Genomic DNA, 19,950 nt, shown 5'->3' on the forward strand with positions numbered 1-19,950 from the left:
CTCTTTGTTTATGAATAGTCATGTGCGGATAACAACACGCCTTTCTTACCTAATAATTCATATAGCTCTTCTGATCTTTCTTTAACAGTTTTACAGAATTGAGTTAATGAGTTATCGTCGGTGCTGACCGTAGTTGTAATAGAAAAGCCAATATAATCAAACCCACGATGCTCTTTGATTTTAACGATGTTTCTGTCTTCCAAATATTCATAAAACACTTCTAAAGCTTGTTGATTTAGTTTTTCTAAATCTGCTTGATATTTAGGCATAAGATCAGTAACCCGCACCTGTTTTTCATACTCTTCTTTAAAGCTATTATCACCGTCTTTACGCCATTCAACAGCTCTTTCTATAAAGCTGCGATCTTCATAGGGGAAGCCAACTAACATATGACTCTTAGCTTGATAACTCATCAGATGATTCCTCCAATTCTCGCTTATTTAGCAACTTTTTCCATGCGCGTACTGCTGATACATGAGCGTCTTTTACTTCTTGGTTATCTTCGACAAATAGCGTAGTGACATATTGGCCTTTCATAACTTCGGTGCCGTGGCAGTTAGCATACTGGCCTTTAAAATGCCGCTCATTAAGGCGGTTCGCCATACGTATAGCCGATTCTTTACTGAGCGCGCCTATCTTGATGCTTTTAAATTTACCGTCTACATCCGTTTCTTTCTTATGATGCAGTCGCCATTCTTCGTCAGTTCTAGCAACAACCGTCTGGGTAGCAACTTCATAATCCATCAATAAAGTGCTACCACATTTACAGATATAACTACCCAAAAAGCAGTCTTGCCAAGGCTGTAACTCATGTATCGCGATAAACTTAACTTCACGATTACACTGAGGACATACGGATTCGCAGTTTTGCTGTTGCTTACTCATTGGTCGTCCCCCTCAATCACTTCTACGCTATCGCAGACTTTATTTAGATACCGTAGGGCTTGACCGATACTAGCAAAGTCAGGTCTACGCATACCTAGATCGACTTTCTCTTTCTTCTTACTACGTGGACTTTTTTTGATATACCGAACGAAAGGCATATAAAACTTACTTTCAGGGTGTGAGTCTGGCTCAATAAGCCATTCCCCCTTAAGCCATCCATTAACCGACAGTTCTGTCCTGATTTTCCGTTTGTATATTCCGTCTCGCAAAGTGATGATGTAGCCATCGCATTTAAGCTTGAGACAACCTAATACAAACTTCTTATCACTCAACGTCTTAATCTGCTCTTTATTTAACTTACCCATAATCTTTGCGCTCCTAGACGTTACTAAAATCAAGCGAGATTTGATGATAAGCGCCTTTTTCATCACGCTCATAAAAGCGAATATACTCTTTGGTGTCCGTCACTTGGATAGCGTCACTGATGGCATCCATCGCACGATCCCATTTCGCATCGTTGATATCTAGACTACGCAGAGCAAGCACGCGGCCAGTCGAAACCTTACCTTCTTTATCGACCTGAAACGCTTGATTGATCAGCGCTTTGATGTTGGCGTTGCTATCTTGTGTCCAATCTGTGAGACATTCATCAATCAGCTTTTTGGCTACTTGTAGACGCTCATCAAACACAATATTTTCAGAGACGGCGACTTGTACTTTATATTTGCCGTCATAGCTCATCAGTGTCGTATTACCCTTTTTACCACCCAGCGTCACCTTGTACTCTTGAGCAGACAATGAGACAAAATCATTAAAACTATCAAACAGTTTGTTTTTAGCAAGGCGCATAGAATCACGCTGCTCAATAGCGATAGCGATCATTCCTTTAACGACTTCATCACGCAAATTGTCGACGGGTTTAACTTTGTCGATGGGGATTAGATGCCCTTTCGCGTTTTGGACATAGCCTTCAGGTACGGTACAAGCGGTAATGGTTTGGGTTTGATTACTCATGATTAGATTCCTTTTGATTATTTGTCTTATATTTAGTGAATAGTCGGCGTATTTGATTGCATGTGCTTAATAGCATTAAGTACATAGCTTTCCACACCTTCTATTTGTCGTCTCTTACCTATGGTGATGTCTGATTGTCTAAGTAGTAGCTGATGCCGAGCGCGCATGACACGCTCTTTGGCATCGGGTATATCAGCAAGCGCAATTGCCATCATGTTTGACGCTAGCGCAAAGATCATGGCCTCGTCTGGCGATATTTGGTCTGCGCTGCGACCACCCATGACAGCGCCTAAAGTCTTACTATTTTTATTTTTTGACATGATTACTTGTCCTTTTTTAATCAGTTTGTTTGAGTAATTGTTAGCATCACTATCAGACCTAACACCAGCCACACCATCACCTTATTCATATCAGAGAGACGTCTGACTTCGTGTTTTAGCTCAGTGATATCAGACACCGTTTGCGCTTCAAAGTCTGGATAGCGCTCGAGCATATTTTTCTGATATTGCTGTTTCAGGGTGTCATCAAGTGGCACATCATCTGAGCTATCAGCACTCAAATCTATTTCGCGTAGCTCTTTTGCGATTGCCTCAGTATTAGCTGACTTCACGACTGTCCTCCTTTCTCACTATCAGGCTTATACGCGCAGCCTTGACAAGCGCGCCAGTGGCGCAGAGCCGCAGGGTTATGAGTCGGGGCATCGGCAAGGGCATGATCGTGGCAGTACTGGCGGCTAACTGTCTCAGCGGCATAAGGACACGCGACCTGCTTGCGGTACGTGACATACGCATCAGCAATAGTCTTTGTATTACCCGTATAGTTACCAGAGAGCGCAAGGCTCAGGCTAGGGCGCGCGTATCCAATACGTCGTGCAATTTTGGCGTAAGAAATACCGAGCTTTTCTTTTTCCTCGTGACAGGCATCGATCCAGTTAGCAGCCGTCACTGGATAGTGTTTCCAGTCTTGCGGGTTTTGAGTGTCAGCATCAGCAGCTGTATCAATGGTTGTAGTCTCTATAATAGACATAGCACGCCTCCTAGTACTGCGATAGCGAGTAGGATTACCACCATCAATGATATAAGGCGATACAGTTTCCAAACCTCTTTACGCAGACGCTCCATATCTTCGACGGTTGCCTGCTCAAAACTTGGCAGACGAGTGAGTGCCGCACGTTGGCGTGCTTGCGTCAGATAGTGAGCAGCGCTTTTGTCTGCTGCGACGGCATTAGCTTTGACTTCATCAAACAGTGATTGATTAGACATGACTCGCTCCCTTTTTAGCTTGTTTAGAGTTATTTTTTTCGGCTTCATGTGAGGGCGGTAATGGCTTGGCGGGGTCGTATACGACCAACCCCAAATTACCGTCATAGATTTTTTTGCCACGTTGTACTTCAGGGGCTTTTGGTCCCGTATTATGTATGAGCTGATAAATAGCCAGTTGCTTGGCTTGTCCAGCTTGGCGTACTTGTAAATACCCTGCGCTATGCAGATGACGTAAATACTGGCGCACACTGGCGATATTGAGCACTAGCTCAGGTGTTGAACCACTAGCAATGATTTGATTAGCGTTAAATGTTCTGAGTATGCGGATGGTGCGCCAGATGGCCTCATTGACAGAAGGCGGCTTTGGTGCGCCTTTACTGTCAATACGTGGTGGCTTTTGACCGATATCACGTATTAGCTGATAGCGGTAGGTTGGTAGATTGCGCGTGAGATCAATTTGCTCACGTGAGACATAGCCTGCGCTGTTTAACGCGCCAAGCCATGCCTTAGCTTTATCATAATTGATACTAGGGATCGTACGTGCCACATCGCGGATGGTCACACCATCCGCTGTTGCGCGTAGCATGTCCCACAACTTTTCATAATCGTTACGCACGATAGTATGCGGGTTTGAGGCAGAGAGTAGAGGGTTTGAATGGATAGCCATACCGTTTTTACAGTTACTTTCGAGTGAATTTTGACAACGACAACACATAAGATATTCCTTTTAAAATGAGCGTGGTTTAGGTGATTGACCAGTGATAAAGCCATTAGGTAGTAGCTGCTCGAGATCATCCATCGTCACAGAGCGCATACCGCATTCCAGTGCGCGCTGTCCCAGCATCTCAATGTTTGTGCAAGTACGGCGTGTTGAGCCACGTACTGCACCGACTAGCTGCTTAAGTACTTGATCATCAATAGTGATTTTTGGTGCATAGACTTTTGCCAGTAGTGCTGCATCATTCGCCGTCGCGGGCTGCGCGGGCACCCAGCTATGTACCCGACCGTGGAAGCGCTCCCAGCGTTCAAGTTTTTTGGGTAGCATCTCCTCGCCAATGATCAGTATCGTCCCTTGTGATGACTCGTAGATATCCCGTATCATCTCGATTTTGTTCCCTTTTACCAGATGATCTGCTTCATCAACGATTAACGGGCGGCCACTTTTTGCCAGCTCCTCCGCGATTTGACCGAGCATCTCAGCAGCCGTTTTGTAAGCTGGGATGGTCATCTCACGTAGTACCGACTCTAAAAAGCTTTTTTTCGTCGCAATACTAGTCGCTTGCACGTAATAGGCATTGAGTCTGTTAGCGATATAGCTGGCAGCAGAGGATTTACCGTCGCCACTTCGACCGTAAAACACACCGATTCCCGGCAAGCTTGGATGACGGCTTTGTATGCGCTCTATTGCTTCAAAGCACACCGCCACGTTCGTGACTTGCGCCACTCCCACCGCCGTAGGCGTATTGACATTGTTCATTACTTCACGCATGATTTAATCTCCGATTGAGTATGCGTACTTGATCAGGCGGTAGTCATTGCAGTGACTACCGCCACCTTTTTAGGGTTACCTAAACAGCTAACCCCACTTAAAAAACACTTTAGTACCGTGCTGCTCCTCATGAGCGGCTTGATACGCCTTCATTTTTATTCCAAATATTTTCGACTCTGGGTACAGCTCATAAAAATCTTGGTCACCAGCGTCCAGCTCATTGCCAGCTTTGACTTGCTCATATAGACCCAACCATCGCTCAAACTTCTCATCTTGTGTCATATCCGTATTGCTTTTAGGCTGTGGTATGACTACCGCTTGCGGCGATACGAAAGTTTTTTCTTTACTTTCATTATTTATGCTATTTAGCTTGTCAAACGTGGCTTGCATAGCAGTCATATCAGTCGCTTGACTCTCCACTGTGACTGCATCTTTAGCCAACCGCTCATTGAGTAAGTTTTGCGCCCGCTCAATATCAGCACTTGGCATCATCTGATCCTGTACATGCTCTAATACGCGGTGCGGTCTCATGTTTTCAAGTGCCGCATCAACATGCACTTTCGCCCGTTTCACTTGACCTTGAGCACGTTTTTCTCTCGCATCACCCAGCGCAGATTGAGCAAAGTAGCCTTTCTTATTCGCCTCAAACTCAGCGATACAGATCAGTCGATGGGTGAGGTCACGTACCCAGACCTTAGAGCCGTCATGGATGTCATAACCGACCAGCATGGTCTCGCCGTGATATTGCTCAAGATCGTGTGAGAAATACTTATTACTAAACAAATTGATCTCACCGCGCAGACATTTGCGCTGTAGGTAAGGTCGATACAAGTCGTCGCGTTCAGCATCTGATACGACAACCAATCCAGTGCCAGCTTTGGTCATAGCGTCAACTTGCTCATCCCACATTTTTTGCGGGGTTAAATGCTCGCGCCGCCCTGTGGTTTGGTTATAGCGGCGCGGTAGACCAGTGTGTGGCTCATTGTTATAGGCCATGACTGCATCACTTGCGATTTGCAAAAACTCATTCCAGCCGATCAGTGCTTTTGACTCACCAAACGTCTTAATATCTTTGCGTGTTTTCTTAAACACAGACTGCTTAGCTTGGCTATCCATGTCTGCCCCTATATAAGTAGGTAGCTTTTTAGCTAAGCGTATCCATATTGTTTGATGCACACGCTCGATAGTCCCGCGCGCTTGTGAGTTATAGGCGATAGAGTGTTTTACCTCGACACCCATTCGTGTCATAAGACCCGTTGACTCATCTTTCATCATCGTATTTTTATAGCCTGATCCGTTGTCCACATAGAATATGGCGGGTATACCGTAATCACTTGCTGCGCTGGATATCGCGTCCAGTACGGCAAGGCCAGACTCTGCTAAGTCAATGCTATAACCCACCACCATACGAGTATGTACATCCAATACAGTGGTGATCTCAGGACGAAACGGCTTGCCAGTGTCAGGATGTGCTACCTCAGCATCGAACGTATGACCATCAGCGGTATACACATCGGTAGGCAATAAAACACTGGCGTCACGGCGCACAAACGGTTTGATATTCTTAATCTCACGACTACCCATACGCCCGCGCTCACGCTCGACATTGCCGATATGTGTTTCTAAAAAGTATCGTGCCTGATGGTAGCTTGGCATCTCGACATTACTATCAGCGTAAGCCGTTTCAATACGGCGCATGACTTCGGCAAGCTCAGGCTTAGCAGGGTCGCTCCACAGTTTTAGCAGTATCCCAGCCCACGGTGGTATTTCAGTGGTGCGGGCTTTCGGCGCTAGTAATGCGACAGCGCTGGCATTGGTATCCGCCTCGCTAGTCTCAAACGCTTTTACCCAATCAAACAAGGTACGACGACTGACATTACCGCGCCCATCTTTACCGCCGCTTTTGGCATTGGCGCGTTTAATAGTACCGATGAGCGTATCGTCTAAACGCTTCTCTTTACTGGCTTTTGCAAACGCTTCTATGGCTTTGGTTTTACCCGTCAGCTCAGCGGCTTTTAGTACATAGCGCACCACAGCGATACGGGCAATAGCACAATTACGCTGCCATTCGGCAAGCACTGCCGCGCTAGCAACGACGTTATTATTAGTGGTCGCCAGTTCAGTAGATGAGGTTTGAGCCACATCGCTAATGTCCGTATCGTCAGCGAGTGTTGCCAACGCTTGTAGTTTCACCTCTTCAAATAAGGCCTCAGGTAAAACATACTCACGACGTACACCGCCACGACCAGTGCTAGGAACTTCTACGTACTGCCAGCCATTTTTGTCTGCATATTTATCCATGCCTCGCCGCGATTTTGGCAAGCCAGAGAGTTCGTAGTTCATAATTTCTGTCATTGCGAACTGATTTTTCATGACAATAGCTCCGCCATCGTGGTATATTTAGCGGCATACCGTGGTCTAACGCGCTTTTTGTCTGCCGTCCAACGGGTAGGGAATAGCAGCTGTACAGGCACATTAAGGTATTGAGCAATAGCCAATTCACCTTTAGTAAACGGCTCAGCCAATGCTTTACTAGCGGCGCGATTGTCTACGCCCATCTGCTCGCATAGCTCAGCTAAAGTCACGCCACGCTTACGGATAGCGGACTTAATGTCTTCAGCGTGCCAGCTGCCATCGGGTAGGCGCTTCCACTGTTCAAAAATCGGGTAATGCTCATAGCTCAACATAGTAATAACCCCAATCAGCTTAGCTGGTTTATTTTTATTAGGTTCGGTTTAGAGTTCGATAAATCAACTTGTAAACATAATAGTTCATAAATAGTTCTATGTAAATAGTTCATAATGAATAAATAGAACTATTTTTAAAATAATTTATTTTCGCTATTAATATCAAACACTTATAAATATGGCACTAAATAGGAGAGTCTGGCATGAGTTCCGAATTGACCGAAAATAATATGGAACTGGATACGCCACTCAAAAAACGGCTTTACCAGTTAATGACTGAAGATGAAAAACAGTATCCATTTTCATTTGCTAGCCGTGTTGATATAAGCAAATCTACTTTCCACAGCATTTGGACAAAGGGCAGTACCAGTATTCATAAAGGTACAGCCAAAAAAATAGCCGACGCCACAGGTGTGAACGTCGACTGGTTACATAAAGGGATTGGTGAGCCATACAGTACCGCAGAGCAGCAGGTAAATACAAAGAAGGGGATAGAGCAGATTAAAGAAACAGCAGACGCTGCCAATATTGATATGGCGGTCATGGTAGAAGCACTGACAATAGTAGATGATTACTTGAGAGAGCATAACAAGCAAATGCAGTCTGACAAAAAGGCTGAGCTAGTGGTCAACATCTATGACATGCTATGTAAAAACCCAGACGCTGGTACAAGCATCACTACAATGCTCAAACTGGCTATATAGTCAAATTCGTTGCGGTTTAATAGCGCGTCATAGATTGACGCGTGGATTTTAAATTACTATTGTCGATAGCTACTCTAGCGAGTAAGATAGCCCTGCCATTAACTAGCAGGAGCAGGAAGACATGACGACTTTAGCATTCCCAAAGCCAAGCCAGCAGGGTAATACAAGGGATTTACAGGCACAAAAAAAGGACATAGCAGCATTACTTAACCGCCATGTCCATCCCAACCCATCGACCAGCGTTACATTGACCGATGCGACTGGTAAAACTGTGAGTATAAACTGCAATACTGCCAACGCCGCTGAACTGCTAGACCTTGCCATAGGCTTTTTGAATAGCTAACCAGTTAGAACACTAACGCAATATAGTATAGATACAAAATAATCCTAATAGACTGAGTCTATACTATGTTGTCGTAGCGCTCGGCTTAGTGCAGAATAACTTACAAACATTTCTTAATTTCAATTTGCACTGCCTATCTAGTGCAGAATAACTTATAAACGCTCTCAATTCAGATCATCTGATAAATCCTAGCCAGCTTTGACTGAATCCCCCATAACTAATGACTTCTATCCCACTTCAACCCAACTCATCCCATCTAGTCCCGCTACTTATCTAGTGCAATATAAAGTACTAACTCACACTGGGCTGTGGGCTGGTTATTTTTGCTAAATCGTCATGAATGCTTTGTGAGGGCGCATAAATAAAGGCTTTCCAGCGTTGTTGCGCTAAAAAGCCTGGTACTTCGTGCGTGGGCTGGAATGGGCTATATCTGTAATGCGTGGTTTAGTATCTTGATGATGTGGCCAGAATCTTGCGGTATAAATTTACCATAGTGCTTATGGATCATATCTGTATTGCTGTGGCCAAGTTGTTTTGCCAACCACTCTGCAGTAACAACGCCAGTTGATAGTACCTGACTGGCATAAGTGTGCCGGCCATTATTGAGCGGTCGATAGTCTACATCGATGCGCTCTAAATAATCTGCCCACTGGTGGCGCAGCTGCTCGTAAGTATGATGTGTACCAGTGTTTGGGTTGTGCCACAGAAATTGCAGCGTGTGTGGCCGTTCTGTGCGATGATCTCGCTCGGTTATCATGACTGTCTGCAGGGCAGTGTCTTTTATTAAATCAATCTGACTACGTAGCGCATCAATGACAATGGGCAACAGCTCAACTTGGCGTTTGCGACGACGGTTTTTTGTTACCCGGTAAACTCCTTTTACGACACCGCGCATCACATAAGCGTGGCCATTGTCCAAGTCTAAGTCTGACACGGCTAATGCGAGCAGCTCATGTGATGATAAACCTGACCATATCATGACAGTCCATAGATTTTTACGCGCCTGGTCCGGCTCATTTTTTATAATTAAACTTATTTCATCCCGGTTAAAAGGGTAGATTTCGTCCGGGTCATTAAAATTAAGTTTGATGTACTGTGAGGGATCATTGGCTGTGGGCTGGTGCCGCGCCCAATAGCTGTATATTTTTCGCCATAATCCTAAAATTTCTTTAATCGTTTTTGAGCCTAGTTTTTTGCGTTTTATCAAATCTTTATATACCCAGTCCTCAACGTCTTCTACTTTAATTTTTGCCATTTGCTTTTGTGACCAGTATTCGCTGATGTGGTTGTTAACTTTGCTTAGATATGTGTCCCATGACGTAGGAGCGACCAATGATTCCTCTGTTGTTTTCCACTGATTTAGATAGTGACTAAAATAACTCGCTTTGCGCTTGGGCGAATGAGGGAAGGTTTGGTCACGGTCAAACGTGCCCATTTCTATTTGTGTTTCTATTGATTGCGCGATGGCGTTGGCTTTTTTTAGGTTGGCGTCAGTGGGCGGTGTGTCATATAAGGTTTCGCGGTCACGTTCTCCGCTTGCGTCGCGCCACCAAATTCTAATGCTGGTTTTTAAAGGTTCGATACCTGCAGACATTCTGTATCCTTTGATTTCAGGTCAAAAGTAGGTTTATAACGTAGCTGCTGTTGTAATGTGAGTAGTAAAATAGCGGTAATACTACGGTAGTAAAAAAAGAGGTAATAAAGGTAAGACCTTCATTATCTCTTTTTATGTTTCTGATTTTACTTAGATTAATTATTACCTTGAGAAGGTGATTTTAAGGTTAAAACTGCTACCTTCTTCCTTCCTGAACGTTTTGGCAGTCAATGCAGCGTTTGACACCTCCGACTTGCTGCCGTTGGTAGGGTATGTCTTCACCGCAATCTATGCACTCTGGATACGATGGCTCGTTGAATTTGGGTGCGTTGGTAATGATTCTATCTATTGATTCTTGAGCGATATCGTTTGCTCTGTCTATATCGTCTGCCATTATATTGATGGTCCTATCTTGATTTCGGTTAAGGTTTCAAATTTGCGCTCCTTGTAGACTTCGGTCTCGCAGCGCATTTCGATTTTGTCTTTGTTAATGCTGTAACGCTTGTTTTGGTAAAGCTCTCGCTGTTTGTGCGTTGGGTGCATTGAGCAGTCGATCATTTGTCCTGAATCGGTGTCGAAAGTGATCCAATGCAGAGGACTGTCACGGTTATAGGGGAATAGGGCGCGGACTAGGTTCACTGGCATACCTCTTGATTACAAAACTCACAATGTTTGCCGTTCATGAAATAATCCTCTTTATCTAAGTCACATCCACAACACTCACAGATATAATCGCTCTTAGTTATCGATTTTATGAAGTCGTCAAGTTCAGATTCTACTGAGTCATATTCAGCTTTATAAAGCTGCATTTTTATCTTGCGTAGTCTATGTAGTACAGCACTTACTGGTAAGTTACTCATCGACCTTCCTCCATCTTATCTGCCATTTCGATAACCATATTCTTTGCCAGACCCATCAACTCACAAAACCCTTCTTCATCTTCGCTATTGAGGTAACCAGCATTATCAATTACGTTTTGCATTGAGATGTTTAGTTGGTCAATCCGTTGCGTAGGTGGAATAGTTCGAATAAATATATTGGCTAATAATTCAAAGCATGCGTTATATTGCAGTTTTTTTGATTGTTCCTGATGATGGTGTTCCATTGCCAATTGCATTAATTTATTTAAGTCCATTAGTCGGCATCCTTGTACATTGGGTGATCCTTTGGTATCGAGCATTCACCGTTGATAATTTCCATGTCGTAGCAGTGGTCGCAGAGATCCGCGTGAGGTGCTTCGCTTTGTCCAAACCAAAGCTCACAGCCACACTCGTCACAAACGCCGTCCATGCTGCTGAAGCTATACTCATTCATATTCATTAATCTGCTCCTTGTTCAAATACCCAGCACTTCACGGTCTTTGATTTATAAACAGCGCTTGATACCGGTACATTTGAGTCTACAAATTTATGCTTGCGACTTGATTTGAGTAAGCGCTTCATCTCGGTCTGTTCAGGTAGGCGCTGACCTTCTGACTGAGCAATTTTATAAAAGGCCGGTAGGTTGATTGCTATTTTCTTTTTGTCAGCTGCATAGTGATTCATGTTGCAATCTGCCAATGAGTCCAGATACTCGTAAATTTCCCAGAATTGCTCGACGAGTGGATGGTCGTTGGACAGTCTGGCCACGCGCTGTTCTGACATTTTGATAAGCGTGCTTTTGGCAGTCTTGGCTTGTTCATCTGTCATGATGCCGTCTAATACGTGCAAATGAAGACAATCCACCATCGCCGCTACTTGAGCATGATTTAGTGCGATACGAGTATGAGTGATACCAGCTGCATGATAAAAAGCTTCGTAAGTTCGCACTTTCTCTTTGTACGTCTGCAAGATAGCCTCTTCATTACGAATGGCCTTGACCATAAATTGACTGGTGACTTCGAGCGGTATGCGGTCGAGCTCGTCGACAATGTATTTGCCTTCTAGCGTTTGACCTTCACGAGTCAGTCGAATATGCAGTAAGCGCGTGAGCATGGCTTCAGATGCTTGGATGGGTTCGTTCTGACTAATCATGATGGCTGCACGAAATGGCGGAGAGTAAGTGTCGTTGCCGTTATTTTTGACACCGCGACTACGGATTGAGCGACCGTTGAAAGCATCTTTTAACTGATCCCACTCGAATTTTGAGTAAGACTTTTTACCGTCCTCGTCGTTACGGTCGCCTTCAATTAGAGCGATAGGCATATTGGATACTTGAGCAAACTCACGATAAATAGCAACGGACGTGGCTTTTGATGGATCAAAGCCTTCGTAGTCTTCGCGTCCACTGAGGCGCCACAAAAATTCGAGCAAGCGTGACTTACCAGCCCCGGCTTGACCTACCAATTCGAAAAATGGAAAGCTGCGGTCGATGCCACGTATCTGTTCGGCAAAATAAGTGCCCAGCCACCACGCCATAACGACAGTGCCGTAGTCGCCACGTACTTTGTTGAATTTTGGCCACCAGTCAAAGTTTGGCTTGTCTTTGGTATTGAGCTGCATCATTGGTGAGTTTGCTAATGACTTGACCTCTAAGCGACCAAGTTTGAAATAGTCTTGCTCATTGATCGACACGGATTTGCCCTTATGCACAGCAATGTCGTTAAAGATATACGCACCGAACTCTTTGCTGTAACCGATAAAGTCAGTTGTTTTAACTTCTTTGAGCGCTTCGGTCTGATGACGCATGATGATGTCTAGCTGACCGGCTGCGCCTGTCCAAAATACGCCAGCATAAACCGACAGTAAACGAGGTTTGAATTTAGAGGGGCTAGATAATTGGTCGCCAGTGATGGTCGTCGTAACAGCACCTTTAGCCGTGGCCACACGCATGAAGTACCAGGACTCATCTGTGATCTCGTTGCGCTGAAAATAAAGGGCTTCGAGCTTGGCATTACATAGCTCGGTGACAGTACTGCAGGATTTTACGAACTCTGGCATTTGCTCATCAACGTCGGTTGAATCACTAACAGATTCCATATAAGCGCCGACTTGGTGTTTATCTACACCAATGCAGGTCGATAGGGCTTTAGTATCTAATTCAAACCACCACGTGCGGTAGTTATATTCAAAATAAAAGCTGGTGCGCTTGGTGTGCATATACATGATGACAGCAGCTGCAGTTGCTGACGTTGCTGTCAGTAAGTCACCTAAATATCGATAGTGCTCAATATGCTCAGGTGTGAGGCGACTCATTTCGTGCAGGTCATTCCAATCTAGCTGACGGTGTTTTTCATAAGGCGGTTGTGCTGCGACACAATCGAACCCCATACTTTCAGCTAGCTTTACATATTTTTTGGTGTAGTCTTTGCCGGCTTTGTCAGGATCATATGCCCAAACCAGTGTAGGCAGTGTGCGCTTTTCTTTGTTGTATTGGCTTTTGAGTTCGTAGAGGCTGTGCTCTGGAAAGTTGCTGCAACTAATAGAGCTGACGGTATCAAGGCCATGCTCGTTCAATGCCATCGCGTCAAAGATACCTTCGGTTATCCATAACTCAGTTGGTAGTTGAGTGTTTGCTGGATGCCACCACCAGTAACCCTTCAGGTCGTATCCGTATTTTAGATTGGCTTTGCGCGGGAAACGGTCAGCCTTATCAATAATGCGCTCCCACCAGCCACCGTTGGGTAGCTGAAAACGAACGGTCGCAGATGATATACCCAGCTCACGGTTGGTATATTGCTCTTGGCTATAACTGCCTTTAACAGAGTTGATGCTAAGACCGCGTCCTTCAGCTAGATAAGCGTCTGCTGCAGCGTTTGGGCTAATGTCAGTCTGCTTGTAGGTGGCTGACCAATCTGTAAAGAGGTCGGTAAAGAGATCCTTTACGTGGACTTCCATACCGCATTTATTGAGCCTGCCACATTTGACGACTCGGGGCGTGGTTGAGTGAGTGAATAGAGATTTTTTACTACAGTCTGGGCAGCGACCTTCACGTAGCCAGTCGCCGCTTACTTTGAATCCGTAGTCCGATATCAGGCGGTCTACGACTTTGTCATTAATTCGTGTCATGGTATTACCTAAGTGTTGAGTAGTTATGTATTGAGACGAGCTATGCTCTGATAGCACCTATGTCTGCTGCATGCTGTAACGCTTGAGAGTAACGCCCTAAACTTATGTGATTGCTTAGGACGTCATAATTCCCAGTGTTCGCTGGGACATAAAAAGCGATATCAATTTCATCGGAGGAGTATGCCAAAACCATGGTGTCTCTCTGGCCAAGACTAGGTACCAGTCTGATACGTGTACCAGAAGTCAGTTTTATCTCTATCCTCTGCATTGATTCCTTGAATAGATTGGCCACGAGAAACTCCTTATTTACGTCCTATGAAATTCGTAGTGTCTTTATAACGGCTCCAAAGTTGCTGCATGATCTTGTTGCCGTCCTCTATGTAATGATGAACGTCTTTGTCTGGGCTACTGAAGGTCTGATAACAAAGAACGTCCATGCAAGCACGCCAATTCTCAACGTCAAGGTTTCGCATACTTACTAGATCAAAATGCCACTCATGACGGTTATAGATATTGAGCAGCAATGTAGCTGCAGTAAAACCACCGCCTGAATATGTTTGAGCCAATGCTACGACTTTGGGTAGGGCTGCTATCATTTTTTGACGAGCGTTTGCTCTGTGCTCTTCAATTGCCGTCTGTTCAGCCAACCATTTCTGTAGATTGTGTGAACTAAAGTTATTGGGAGCCATGTTAAGCAAATCGCTTTGAATGCTTGCTCTCATTTCAGGTGTTATCGTGAATTCTTGCATCGTGGTATTCCTTATTTATCTAGTCAGTGCAGCCGTAATTTCAGGTTTTGGCTGCAGACTGGGTTGTATTTGTTGTGATATTTCAATACTAACTTTTGCGGAAAATAGACAATCTGGATTATGGCAAGCTGCTGTCAGCTGTTTGGTTAAAGGACTAAATACGACATGCCCGTGTGTCCTCATTCGTTCGTTACAGTGGGGGCAACGTATATATGCCGATGCTGAACTTGCCATAGAGTCTCCATTTGGTTATTTAAGCCGTCTTATATTCTTGGCCACAAAAAGGGCAGTAGTTGAAGAAAAGCGGCATTTTCTTAGGTGTCTTTCTACCGATTATTTCAATCTCAAGCGGTGTGCTTAGTTTGCTGGTTAGCCCCATGTTCTGAGTTATAACCAATTGAGCATCTTTAAGTCGTGCTGACTTCACTGAGCCGTTATATTCTTTAGTGGCGTTCAGTCCTTCGACGATTTGTTTTGGTTTTTCTGCAATGCAGTTACAAGATGACATCGTGGCGTCTCCTTTCAGGTTTTAGTTAACGGTAAATTTACCGCTGGGGAATTGATATTTCACCGTTGGTATGACTACCTGCTGTTGTTTAAACTGCTTTTGACGGTGAGTGATAATGATTTGTTCTGATATTTCAGTTAAGAACTCGCGTACTGCTGTAGCTGGCTGCCCCAAGTCTCGTAGTCGCATTGCTTCTAGAAACTGGTCAAGTTCTTTCTGATTCATATAGCCATACAAACGATGATCGCGGACGTTGTCCCAGTTCTTATGCGCCATGAGTGCTCTCCTCATTTTTAGAGTCAATTAGCGGTTTGAACTTAGATACGTAGTCCTCGTCTTTCTCTTGATACAGGTCGATACATTCAATGACAATCTCTTGTAACTGCTTGCCAGAATGGGTGGATTTTAGGCGGAGGTATTGGTGCTTATCTTCAGGAATTCGCACATTCAAAGTTGATCTAGACATCGTGGTGTCTCCGATAGTTATTAAAGTCACTGCATGTTTGTGTTAAATTGCTAGCTATCTAGCAACAATATTTATTATGACTTACCCAAATGGATAAGTCAATGTGAAAGGTAATCCAAATGGATAATTTAACTAGTGAGTTAATGATTCAAATCGGCGACCGTATGACTACTGAGCGTCAGCGCCTTAACTTCAAGCAAAAAGATGTTTATACTGCGCTGGGACTTGGTGCTACGTCATTGTCGCGCTATGAGCAGGGCAAGCGGACGCTTGATCTAATACAAGCTCATGCTTTTGCTGCGCTTGGTTATGACATGCACTATGTGCTGACTGGTAATCGGTTAGGGGAGTCTGCTAGCGACTTGACTGAGGATGAGCATGCTTGGCTTGAGCTTTATCGCCAAGCAGATGAGCCTACGCAACTTATGAAAATGGCAAAGGCATATATCGCCGCTGAGTAGATATAAAAAAAGACCGCCATTACTGACGGTCTTTTTTTTAGCGGTTAGTACGATTATTCTTGAATACAATCACGTATGATCTTGATGCCTACACGCTTATAGTAGTCGTTCTCGCTTTCATTTTTTGAGCGTGGTTCGAATGTAGGTACCAAAAAATAAACTTCTTTGAACGTATCTTTAGTGTGAAGCCATAACTTGAAATCTGCAACCTTATGGTTTTTGTATTTTTCTGGAAGTATAACGCCTTGACTGAGTATCTCGGTAGGTGTCAGACCATTAATATTCACATACTCTGGTACATATATACGTTCCGTCTCACCCATCATATCGTGACTTTTAATAAATGGTGTCGAGAATGGATCTGGGGTCGCCTCAGTCTCCAATGTAGCCTCTTGAATATTACTTAATGCTGCTGCCCCTACATCTGTTACGTCTGCAATATCTTCAAATATCTGCTGTAACTGCTCAGGATCAATCGCATTGTCTGAACCACCAGTGCTACAAAGTGTCGCTAATGTTTTGCTGTAGCAATGAATGCGGTATAGCTCGTCTGCAATGGTTTTGTCTTTATTAATGCCTAGTTCTTTTTGTAAAGTCATTGTTTAAATCCTTGTTGTATAAAGTCACTTATTCGGTGGTGAATGTCCCAAGCTCTGTCAGTATCTGCCATGACCATGATGGCCTGTGCAGATGAAAGACTCAGTGCGAAATCACTTTTGTCGGGATTAAACGCCCAATCCTGCACCTTTCTTAATTGTGACTCTTTGTGCAAGGTGTTAATTTTTGATTCTGATAAGTTACTAATAGCTGCTAAGTCCTTGTTATATATAACCACTCGACGACGGCCAGCTATTCTGTAACGCTTGATCGGTAACTTTTTAGCGTCACTACATTTGTTGTTATTGGCTGTGCTATACTTATTCATACTGATTGACTCCCGTAGTTGGTCGGTATAAGTGATTTGTTTGAGATAATTACTTGGAAGGTAGACCGTTGACTTTGGCGAGCGCGGTCTGCCTTTTTTATTGCCTGACATATTTGCAAATGACGATTTAGTAGTTGTTGCCCACGCAAATAAGTGTTGATAATCTGGGTGGTGTTGGCATTACTTTTCATTTTGACTCTCCTGGTCGTTATCGTTACTTTCTTTTGTACTGCCTGCACTATCAGTAGACGGTGATAGGGTGGCAAATAGTTTCATAAACTCAGTGTCATGTGACTGATAAAATTCAATCATTTCATTCATAAAATCTTGTATATCTTTGCCTGTGTGCATAGCTTTATATCGGATATATTTGCACTTAGCTTCAGGTAAGCGTGTGGCAAATGGTACTAGTGACATCGTGAATACTCCATAATTACGTTTTGTGATAAAGTGCTAACTGTCTAACTAGCTAACAATTGCATTATTACATAACCAAATTGTCATGTAAACGAGTTAAATAACCATATGGTCATATTAAAAGAAGATATTAAGCCTCAAATCTCCAAACGTTTAGCGTTAGAGCGCGAACGGCTTGGTCTAGAGCAGATAGATATAAGAGACAAACTAAATATCGCCCTTGCTACAATATCTAGGTATGAGAATGCCAAACGGTTACCTGATCTCGGCATAGCTAAAGAGTTATCTGAGCTAGGATATGATATGGCATACGTAATTACTGGAAAGCGTCTAGATGAGTCTGCTAGCGATTTGACTGATGACGAGATGCAGTTGTTAGAGCTTTATCGTAATAGCAAGCGGCGTGCTGAGCTGGTGAGACTGATCAAAACTTACGAGGCGATGGAGTAGAAGCTGGGTCGATTTAATTCACTTTTATTGTGTTAATTGGCGCTGGTGATTGGTAGACTAATGTTTTTCATTTGAGAACTGGATCATGCTTAAAAGATTTGCCGTACTAATGATTGTCTGCGCTATCAGTGGATGTAGTGACCCTAAACCAGTCGATATTGATATTGATGAAGCGGCTGCTGATGCTGGTCTTGCGCCAGATGAATATAAAGTTAACGATGATGGATCTGTTAATGTTAGTTCTAAAGTTGATACTGCAATCACTCCTGATGACGTGATTGCTGCTTTTAAATCGGCAGGGCTTCCTATCGGTGAGGTGCTTATCCAGACCGCAGATACAGATCCTAATAATAAGTTAGGAAGACCAGGAGAGTATATTGGAAGTGCTCAGTTTGAGGATAGTCGCGTAAAGCAACTGGAGCCAATGCCTGAGATTGAAACGGATGAGCCTGACCTTCCATTGGGTGGCATCATAGAAGTATTTGATAACGATAAAGACTTACAATCTCGTAAACAGTACATCGAACAAGTCTATGAAATGATGCCTGCTGCTAAACAATATATGTATGTAAACAACCTAGCTTTACTTCGACTTGAATATGAACTTACTCCAGATCAAGCAAAAGAGTATGAAGAAGTATTTATGTCCTTATAATTTTGGTGTGTGTTATGAATGATAAACCTGATAGATGGATGGTGCTTTGGATCGAGCACTTTTTTAAAAATGCAAAGCCAGTTGTAACTTTGCCGTATGGCTGGGGCGTATATCGTGAGCCTGAAGACTGGGATTAGATGCTGAATGTAAAAAAGCCCTGCTATCTAGCAGGGCTTTTTTTGTTTGGTATTACGCGACTGTAAAATCTAGACTTTTCCCTAGTGCCTTAAACGCTTGCTCTAATGTATCGATCTTGGTTGTATGCTCCAAGTTAACAATACGAGTCACTTGCTGCGGACGTATACCCATTCTCTTTGCTAGCTCTGTCTGAGATACATGCTGCTCGAGTAAGGCGTTCAGCAGCAGCACCTTAGCAGATGCGCTAAGTGGTAAGCCAATTAAGACCTCGCCATCTTGTGCAGGCGTAGGCGCTGGTACAGAACGGTTGTCTTCGAAGTAAAAGTCCATTGCTGTTAATAAGGCATCTTCTGCCATCTCAACGGCTTCATCGTAAGTATCGCCTTGGCTAATCGCTTCAGGTATATCTCTAAACGATACTGTATAGCCATCATCTTCCCGAATAAATGCGGCTGGATATTTCATAATAGTTCTCTCTGTCTCTTGGTTTTTTGATAACTTAAAGAGTCTGACTTGGTTAGAATAGCTGGGGGCGAACCCCCAACTATTTTATTCAACCTCTAACTGCTTCCTTATTGCTTTTGCCGTATTTTCTTTGATTTCTCTGTGGCGTGGTATCGTACTTTGTTTTCCGTTTAAATAAACTTTAGTATGTTTACCACCCTCTTTGAAAATAGCGCCTAGAGCTTCAAGTTGTTTAATTAAGTCATTTCTTTTCAAGTTACCTCCTTTTGTTGTTGATGAATCCATTATAAACAAAAATGTTTATAAAGTAAACATTTTTGTTTATATTATTTCATATATATGGTGTCGGACTGGACACTATATATAGTTGCTACACTCATGTTGTCGAGCGATACTAGACACATCAAACAACGGCACGCCCCTGAAATGGCAGCCAAAACTAAAGGACACCACGATGACAAACTTAACAGTAAAAGCCCAAAACGACGAGCTAGTAGCAGACGGCGGTTATGATAATATTATTGATGTTGTTAAAGATGTTAAAGGCCGTCGCCATTGGGAGTTAGAGATGCTTGCCGATTGTGAGTTCGATTGGAGAGCTGCAGCTAAAGAAGAGCTAGATAGACGAGCAGCTGCTATTATCCTTAGCGAATTGGATACCGATGACTTAATGAGCATCGCCATCGGCGAGATCGATATCAACGACCTATATCGCAAATCTTAAGCCCAACGACAAAAAAGCCCTGCTATTT

General features: G+C 43.7%; 34 protein-coding genes. 7 read left to right on the forward strand and 27 right to left on the reverse strand.

All coding sequences use genetic code 11. From position 1 onward, the window contains the following. Positions 1–8: 8 nt before the first annotated feature. The 12 genes from CIK80_RS11160 to CIK80_RS11215 form a co-directional block, all read right to left on the reverse strand. Positions 9–413 carry a hypothetical protein gene (locus CIK80_RS11160; protein ID WP_095570048.1) on the reverse strand — a complete coding sequence of 135 codons (405 nt, stop codon included), beginning with the start codon at positions 411–413 and terminating at the stop codon, positions 9–11. Then, a complete protein-coding gene (locus CIK80_RS11165) occupies positions 397–885 on the reverse strand; it encodes a hypothetical protein (RefSeq protein WP_095570049.1) in 489 nt (162 codons plus the stop codon). Before CIK80_RS11165 ends, CIK80_RS11160 begins: the two co-directional genes overlap by 17 nt. Next, positions 882–1,250, reverse strand: coding sequence for a hypothetical protein (locus CIK80_RS11170; RefSeq protein ID WP_095570050.1), 369 nt, complete (start codon positions 1,248–1,250; stop codon positions 882–884). The genes CIK80_RS11165 and CIK80_RS11170 overlap by 4 nt, the downstream gene beginning before the upstream one ends. A gap of 13 nt (positions 1,251–1,263) precedes the next feature. After that, on the reverse strand, positions 1,264–1,899 hold the full coding sequence (locus CIK80_RS11175) for a DUF3164 family protein (protein ID WP_095570051.1): 636 nt from the start codon (positions 1,897–1,899) through the stop codon (positions 1,264–1,266). Positions 1,900–1,931: 32 nt separating this feature from the next. Further along, on the reverse strand, positions 1,932–2,219 hold the full coding sequence (locus CIK80_RS11180; protein ID WP_095570052.1) for a hypothetical protein: 288 nt from the start codon (positions 2,217–2,219) through the stop codon (positions 1,932–1,934). Positions 2,220–2,239: 20 nt separating this feature from the next. Then, entirely contained in the window at positions 2,240–2,509 is a 270-nt protein-coding gene (locus tag CIK80_RS11185) for a hypothetical protein (protein WP_095570053.1), read from the reverse strand. Next, entirely contained in the window at positions 2,506–2,925 is a 420-nt protein-coding gene (locus tag CIK80_RS11190; RefSeq protein ID WP_095570054.1) for a hypothetical protein, read from the reverse strand. The genes CIK80_RS11185 and CIK80_RS11190 overlap by 4 nt, the downstream gene beginning before the upstream one ends. Next, the gene (locus CIK80_RS11195; RefSeq protein ID WP_095570055.1) at positions 2,913–3,161 is read right to left on the reverse strand and encodes a hypothetical protein; all 249 of its coding nucleotides are present in this window, start codon (positions 3,159–3,161) and stop codon (positions 2,913–2,915) included. Before CIK80_RS11195 ends, CIK80_RS11190 begins: the two co-directional genes overlap by 13 nt. Beyond that, complete coding sequence (locus CIK80_RS11200; protein WP_095570056.1) at positions 3,154–3,876, reverse strand: hypothetical protein; 723 nt, start codon at positions 3,874–3,876, stop codon at positions 3,154–3,156. Before CIK80_RS11200 ends, CIK80_RS11195 begins: the two co-directional genes overlap by 8 nt. Before the next feature lie 12 nt (positions 3,877–3,888). Then, on the reverse strand, positions 3,889–4,650 hold the full coding sequence (locus CIK80_RS11205; RefSeq protein ID WP_257011756.1) for an ATP-binding protein: 762 nt from the start codon (positions 4,648–4,650) through the stop codon (positions 3,889–3,891). An 87-nt stretch (positions 4,651–4,737) separates the two neighbouring features. Continuing rightward, positions 4,738–7,023: a Mu transposase C-terminal domain-containing protein gene (locus CIK80_RS11210; protein WP_095570057.1), complete on the reverse strand. Its 2,286-nt coding sequence runs from the start codon at positions 7,021–7,023 to the stop codon at positions 4,738–4,740. Next, on the reverse strand, positions 7,020–7,337 hold the full coding sequence (locus tag CIK80_RS11215) for a helix-turn-helix domain-containing protein (RefSeq protein WP_095570058.1): 318 nt from the start codon (positions 7,335–7,337) through the stop codon (positions 7,020–7,022). The genes CIK80_RS11210 and CIK80_RS11215 overlap by 4 nt, the downstream gene beginning before the upstream one ends. 203 nt (positions 7,338–7,540) lie before the next feature. Here CIK80_RS11215 and CIK80_RS11220 point away from each other — a divergent pair, with 203 nt between their 5' ends. Both CIK80_RS11220 and CIK80_RS11225 read left to right on the forward strand, forming a co-directional pair. Next, positions 7,541–8,041 carry a helix-turn-helix transcriptional regulator gene (locus CIK80_RS11220; protein WP_095570059.1) on the forward strand — a complete coding sequence of 167 codons (501 nt, stop codon included), beginning with the start codon at positions 7,541–7,543 and terminating at the stop codon, positions 8,039–8,041. A 121-nt stretch (positions 8,042–8,162) separates the two neighbouring features. After that, positions 8,163–8,384: a hypothetical protein gene (locus CIK80_RS11225; protein ID WP_095570060.1), complete on the forward strand. Its 222-nt coding sequence runs from the start codon at positions 8,163–8,165 to the stop codon at positions 8,382–8,384. Between the two features lie 424 nt (positions 8,385–8,808). On the opposite strand, the gene CIK80_RS11230 is transcribed toward CIK80_RS11225, so the two are convergent. From CIK80_RS11230 to CIK80_RS11285, 10 genes are all read right to left on the reverse strand, one after another. Continuing rightward, positions 8,809–9,978 carry a DUF3596 domain-containing protein gene (locus tag CIK80_RS11230; RefSeq protein ID WP_095570061.1) on the reverse strand — a complete coding sequence of 390 codons (1,170 nt, stop codon included), beginning with the start codon at positions 9,976–9,978 and terminating at the stop codon, positions 8,809–8,811. Positions 9,979–10,174: 196 nt separating this feature from the next. Then, positions 10,175–10,372 (reverse strand): TraR/DksA C4-type zinc finger protein, encoded by a 198-nt coding sequence (locus tag CIK80_RS11235; protein ID WP_095570062.1) that lies wholly within the window; start codon positions 10,370–10,372, stop codon positions 10,175–10,177. Beyond that, a complete protein-coding gene (locus CIK80_RS15250) occupies positions 10,372–10,623 on the reverse strand; it encodes a hypothetical protein (RefSeq protein ID WP_179288375.1) in 252 nt (83 codons plus the stop codon). The genes CIK80_RS11235 and CIK80_RS15250 overlap by 1 nt, the downstream gene beginning before the upstream one ends. A 211-nt stretch (positions 10,624–10,834) precedes the next feature. After that, positions 10,835–11,113 (reverse strand): hypothetical protein, encoded by a 279-nt coding sequence (locus CIK80_RS11245; RefSeq protein ID WP_095570064.1) that lies wholly within the window; start codon positions 11,111–11,113, stop codon positions 10,835–10,837. Next, on the reverse strand, positions 11,113–11,298 hold the full coding sequence (locus CIK80_RS11250; protein WP_095570065.1) for a hypothetical protein: 186 nt from the start codon (positions 11,296–11,298) through the stop codon (positions 11,113–11,115). Before CIK80_RS11250 ends, CIK80_RS11245 begins: the two co-directional genes overlap by 1 nt. Beyond that, positions 11,298–13,964 (reverse strand): toprim domain-containing protein, encoded by a 2,667-nt coding sequence (locus tag CIK80_RS11255; protein ID WP_095570066.1) that lies wholly within the window; start codon positions 13,962–13,964, stop codon positions 11,298–11,300. The genes CIK80_RS11250 and CIK80_RS11255 overlap by 1 nt, the downstream gene beginning before the upstream one ends. A 302-nt stretch (positions 13,965–14,266) precedes the next feature. Continuing rightward, on the reverse strand, positions 14,267–14,713 hold the full coding sequence (locus CIK80_RS11265; RefSeq protein ID WP_095570068.1) for a hypothetical protein: 447 nt from the start codon (positions 14,711–14,713) through the stop codon (positions 14,267–14,269). Positions 14,714–14,966: 253 nt separating this feature from the next. Next, positions 14,967–15,221 (reverse strand): hypothetical protein, encoded by a 255-nt coding sequence (locus tag CIK80_RS11275; protein ID WP_095570070.1) that lies wholly within the window; start codon positions 15,219–15,221, stop codon positions 14,967–14,969. Positions 15,222–15,242: 21 nt separating this feature from the next. Then, the gene (locus tag CIK80_RS11280; protein ID WP_095570071.1) at positions 15,243–15,497 is read right to left on the reverse strand and encodes a hypothetical protein; all 255 of its coding nucleotides are present in this window, start codon (positions 15,495–15,497) and stop codon (positions 15,243–15,245) included. Next, a complete protein-coding gene (locus tag CIK80_RS11285; protein WP_095570072.1) occupies positions 15,487–15,687 on the reverse strand; it encodes a hypothetical protein in 201 nt (66 codons plus the stop codon). Before CIK80_RS11285 ends, CIK80_RS11280 begins: the two co-directional genes overlap by 11 nt. Positions 15,688–15,806: 119 nt before the next feature. On the opposite strand from CIK80_RS11285, the gene CIK80_RS11290 reads away from it, so the two are divergent. Beyond that, a complete protein-coding gene (locus CIK80_RS11290; RefSeq protein ID WP_095570073.1) occupies positions 15,807–16,148 on the forward strand; it encodes a helix-turn-helix transcriptional regulator in 342 nt (113 codons plus the stop codon). 53 nt (positions 16,149–16,201) lie between these two features. On the opposite strand, the gene CIK80_RS11295 is transcribed toward CIK80_RS11290, so the two are convergent. The 3 genes from CIK80_RS11295 to CIK80_RS11310 form a co-directional block, all read right to left on the reverse strand. Beyond that, positions 16,202–16,747: a hypothetical protein gene (locus CIK80_RS11295; RefSeq protein WP_095570074.1), complete on the reverse strand. Its 546-nt coding sequence runs from the start codon at positions 16,745–16,747 to the stop codon at positions 16,202–16,204. Next, positions 16,744–17,073 carry a hypothetical protein gene (locus CIK80_RS11300; RefSeq protein ID WP_095570075.1) on the reverse strand — a complete coding sequence of 110 codons (330 nt, stop codon included), beginning with the start codon at positions 17,071–17,073 and terminating at the stop codon, positions 16,744–16,746. Before CIK80_RS11300 ends, CIK80_RS11295 begins: the two co-directional genes overlap by 4 nt. Before the next feature lie 180 nt (positions 17,074–17,253). After that, positions 17,254–17,490, reverse strand: coding sequence for a hypothetical protein (locus tag CIK80_RS11310; protein WP_095570077.1), 237 nt, complete (start codon positions 17,488–17,490; stop codon positions 17,254–17,256). A 108-nt stretch (positions 17,491–17,598) separates the two neighbouring features. Between CIK80_RS11310 and CIK80_RS11315 the strand changes: the two genes are divergently transcribed. From CIK80_RS11315 to CIK80_RS15510, 3 genes are all read left to right on the forward strand, one after another. After that, the gene (locus tag CIK80_RS11315; protein WP_095570078.1) at positions 17,599–17,940 is read left to right on the forward strand and encodes a helix-turn-helix transcriptional regulator; all 342 of its coding nucleotides are present in this window, start codon (positions 17,599–17,601) and stop codon (positions 17,938–17,940) included. Between the two features lie 85 nt (positions 17,941–18,025). Further along, entirely contained in the window at positions 18,026–18,595 is a 570-nt protein-coding gene (locus CIK80_RS11320; RefSeq protein ID WP_143516793.1) for a hypothetical protein, read from the forward strand. Between the two features lie 14 nt (positions 18,596–18,609). After that, on the forward strand, positions 18,610–18,732 hold the full coding sequence (locus CIK80_RS15510; RefSeq protein WP_257011757.1) for a hypothetical protein: 123 nt from the start codon (positions 18,610–18,612) through the stop codon (positions 18,730–18,732). Between the two features lie 52 nt (positions 18,733–18,784). Here CIK80_RS15510 and CIK80_RS11325 read toward each other — a convergent pair whose 3' ends face one another. Both CIK80_RS11325 and CIK80_RS11330 read right to left on the reverse strand, forming a co-directional pair. Beyond that, the gene (locus tag CIK80_RS11325) at positions 18,785–19,198 is read right to left on the reverse strand and encodes a type II toxin-antitoxin system HicB family antitoxin (protein WP_095570080.1); all 414 of its coding nucleotides are present in this window, start codon (positions 19,196–19,198) and stop codon (positions 18,785–18,787) included. An 84-nt stretch (positions 19,199–19,282) separates the two neighbouring features. After that, the gene (locus CIK80_RS11330) at positions 19,283–19,453 is read right to left on the reverse strand and encodes a type II toxin-antitoxin system HicA family toxin (protein ID WP_095570081.1); all 171 of its coding nucleotides are present in this window, start codon (positions 19,451–19,453) and stop codon (positions 19,283–19,285) included. 199 nt (positions 19,454–19,652) lie between these two features. Between CIK80_RS11330 and CIK80_RS11335 the strand changes: the two genes are divergently transcribed. Further along, on the forward strand, positions 19,653–19,922 hold the full coding sequence (locus CIK80_RS11335; RefSeq protein WP_095570082.1) for a hypothetical protein: 270 nt from the start codon (positions 19,653–19,655) through the stop codon (positions 19,920–19,922). Positions 19,923–19,950: the final 28 nt, after the last annotated feature.

It is taken from the genome of Psychrobacter sp. JB193 (assembly GCF_002285555.1).
In the GTDB taxonomy this organism is placed as follows: domain Bacteria; phylum Pseudomonadota; class Gammaproteobacteria; order Pseudomonadales; family Moraxellaceae; genus Psychrobacter; species Psychrobacter alimentarius.

Coding starts and splice junctions, on each gene's coding strand:
- CIK80_RS11160 (WP_095570048.1), bottom strand. CDS start 413: ATGAGTTATCAAGCTAAGAGTCATATGTTAGTTGGCTTCCCCTATGAA.
- CIK80_RS11165 (WP_095570049.1), bottom strand. CDS start 885: ATGAGTAAGCAACAGCAAAACTGCGAATCCGTATGTCCTCAGTGTAAT.
- CIK80_RS11170 (WP_095570050.1), bottom strand. CDS start 1,250: ATGGGTAAGTTAAATAAAGAGCAGATTAAGACGTTGAGTGATAAGAAG.
- CIK80_RS11175 (WP_095570051.1), bottom strand. CDS start 1,899: ATGAGTAATCAAACCCAAACCATTACCGCTTGTACCGTACCTGAAGGC.
- CIK80_RS11180 (WP_095570052.1), bottom strand. CDS start 2,219: ATGTCAAAAAATAAAAATAGTAAGACTTTAGGCGCTGTCATGGGTGGT.
- CIK80_RS11190 (WP_095570054.1), bottom strand. CDS start 2,925: ATGTCTATTATAGAGACTACAACCATTGATACAGCTGCTGATGCTGAC.
- CIK80_RS11195 (WP_095570055.1), bottom strand. CDS start 3,161: ATGTCTAATCAATCACTGTTTGATGAAGTCAAAGCTAATGCCGTCGCA.
- CIK80_RS11200 (WP_095570056.1), bottom strand. CDS start 3,876: ATGTGTTGTCGTTGTCAAAATTCACTCGAAAGTAACTGTAAAAACGGT.
- CIK80_RS11205 (WP_257011756.1), bottom strand. CDS start 4,650: ATGCGTGAAGTAATGAACAATGTCAATACGCCTACGGCGGTGGGAGTG.
- CIK80_RS11210 (WP_095570057.1), bottom strand. CDS start 7,023: ATGAAAAATCAGTTCGCAATGACAGAAATTATGAACTACGAACTCTCT.
- CIK80_RS11215 (WP_095570058.1), bottom strand. CDS start 7,337: ATGTTGAGCTATGAGCATTACCCGATTTTTGAACAGTGGAAGCGCCTA.
- CIK80_RS11220 (WP_095570059.1), top strand. CDS start 7,541: ATGAGTTCCGAATTGACCGAAAATAATATGGAACTGGATACGCCACTC.
- CIK80_RS11225 (WP_095570060.1), top strand. CDS start 8,163: ATGACGACTTTAGCATTCCCAAAGCCAAGCCAGCAGGGTAATACAAGG.
- CIK80_RS11230 (WP_095570061.1), bottom strand. CDS start 9,978: ATGTCTGCAGGTATCGAACCTTTAAAAACCAGCATTAGAATTTGGTGG.
- CIK80_RS11235 (WP_095570062.1), bottom strand. CDS start 10,372: ATGGCAGACGATATAGACAGAGCAAACGATATCGCTCAAGAATCAATA.
- CIK80_RS15250 (WP_179288375.1), bottom strand. CDS start 10,623: ATGCCAGTGAACCTAGTCCGCGCCCTATTCCCCTATAACCGTGACAGT.
- CIK80_RS11245 (WP_095570064.1), bottom strand. CDS start 11,113: ATGGACTTAAATAAATTAATGCAATTGGCAATGGAACACCATCATCAG.
- CIK80_RS11250 (WP_095570065.1), bottom strand. CDS start 11,298: ATGAATATGAATGAGTATAGCTTCAGCAGCATGGACGGCGTTTGTGAC.
- CIK80_RS11255 (WP_095570066.1), bottom strand. CDS start 13,964: ATGACACGAATTAATGACAAAGTCGTAGACCGCCTGATATCGGACTAC.
- CIK80_RS11265 (WP_095570068.1), bottom strand. CDS start 14,713: ATGCAAGAATTCACGATAACACCTGAAATGAGAGCAAGCATTCAAAGC.
- CIK80_RS11275 (WP_095570070.1), bottom strand. CDS start 15,221: ATGTCATCTTGTAACTGCATTGCAGAAAAACCAAAACAAATCGTCGAA.
- CIK80_RS11280 (WP_095570071.1), bottom strand. CDS start 15,497: ATGGCGCATAAGAACTGGGACAACGTCCGCGATCATCGTTTGTATGGC.
- CIK80_RS11285 (WP_095570072.1), bottom strand. CDS start 15,687: ATGTCTAGATCAACTTTGAATGTGCGAATTCCTGAAGATAAGCACCAA.
- CIK80_RS11290 (WP_095570073.1), top strand. CDS start 15,807: ATGGATAATTTAACTAGTGAGTTAATGATTCAAATCGGCGACCGTATG.
- CIK80_RS11295 (WP_095570074.1), bottom strand. CDS start 16,747: ATGACTTTACAAAAAGAACTAGGCATTAATAAAGACAAAACCATTGCA.
- CIK80_RS11300 (WP_095570075.1), bottom strand. CDS start 17,073: ATGAATAAGTATAGCACAGCCAATAACAACAAATGTAGTGACGCTAAA.
- CIK80_RS11310 (WP_095570077.1), bottom strand. CDS start 17,490: ATGTCACTAGTACCATTTGCCACACGCTTACCTGAAGCTAAGTGCAAA.
- CIK80_RS11315 (WP_095570078.1), top strand. CDS start 17,599: ATGGTCATATTAAAAGAAGATATTAAGCCTCAAATCTCCAAACGTTTA.
- CIK80_RS11320 (WP_143516793.1), top strand. CDS start 18,026: ATGCTTAAAAGATTTGCCGTACTAATGATTGTCTGCGCTATCAGTGGA.
- CIK80_RS15510 (WP_257011757.1), top strand. CDS start 18,610: ATGAATGATAAACCTGATAGATGGATGGTGCTTTGGATCGAGCACTTT.
- CIK80_RS11325 (WP_095570080.1), bottom strand. CDS start 19,198: ATGAAATATCCAGCCGCATTTATTCGGGAAGATGATGGCTATACAGTA.
- CIK80_RS11335 (WP_095570082.1), top strand. CDS start 19,653: ATGACAAACTTAACAGTAAAAGCCCAAAACGACGAGCTAGTAGCAGAC.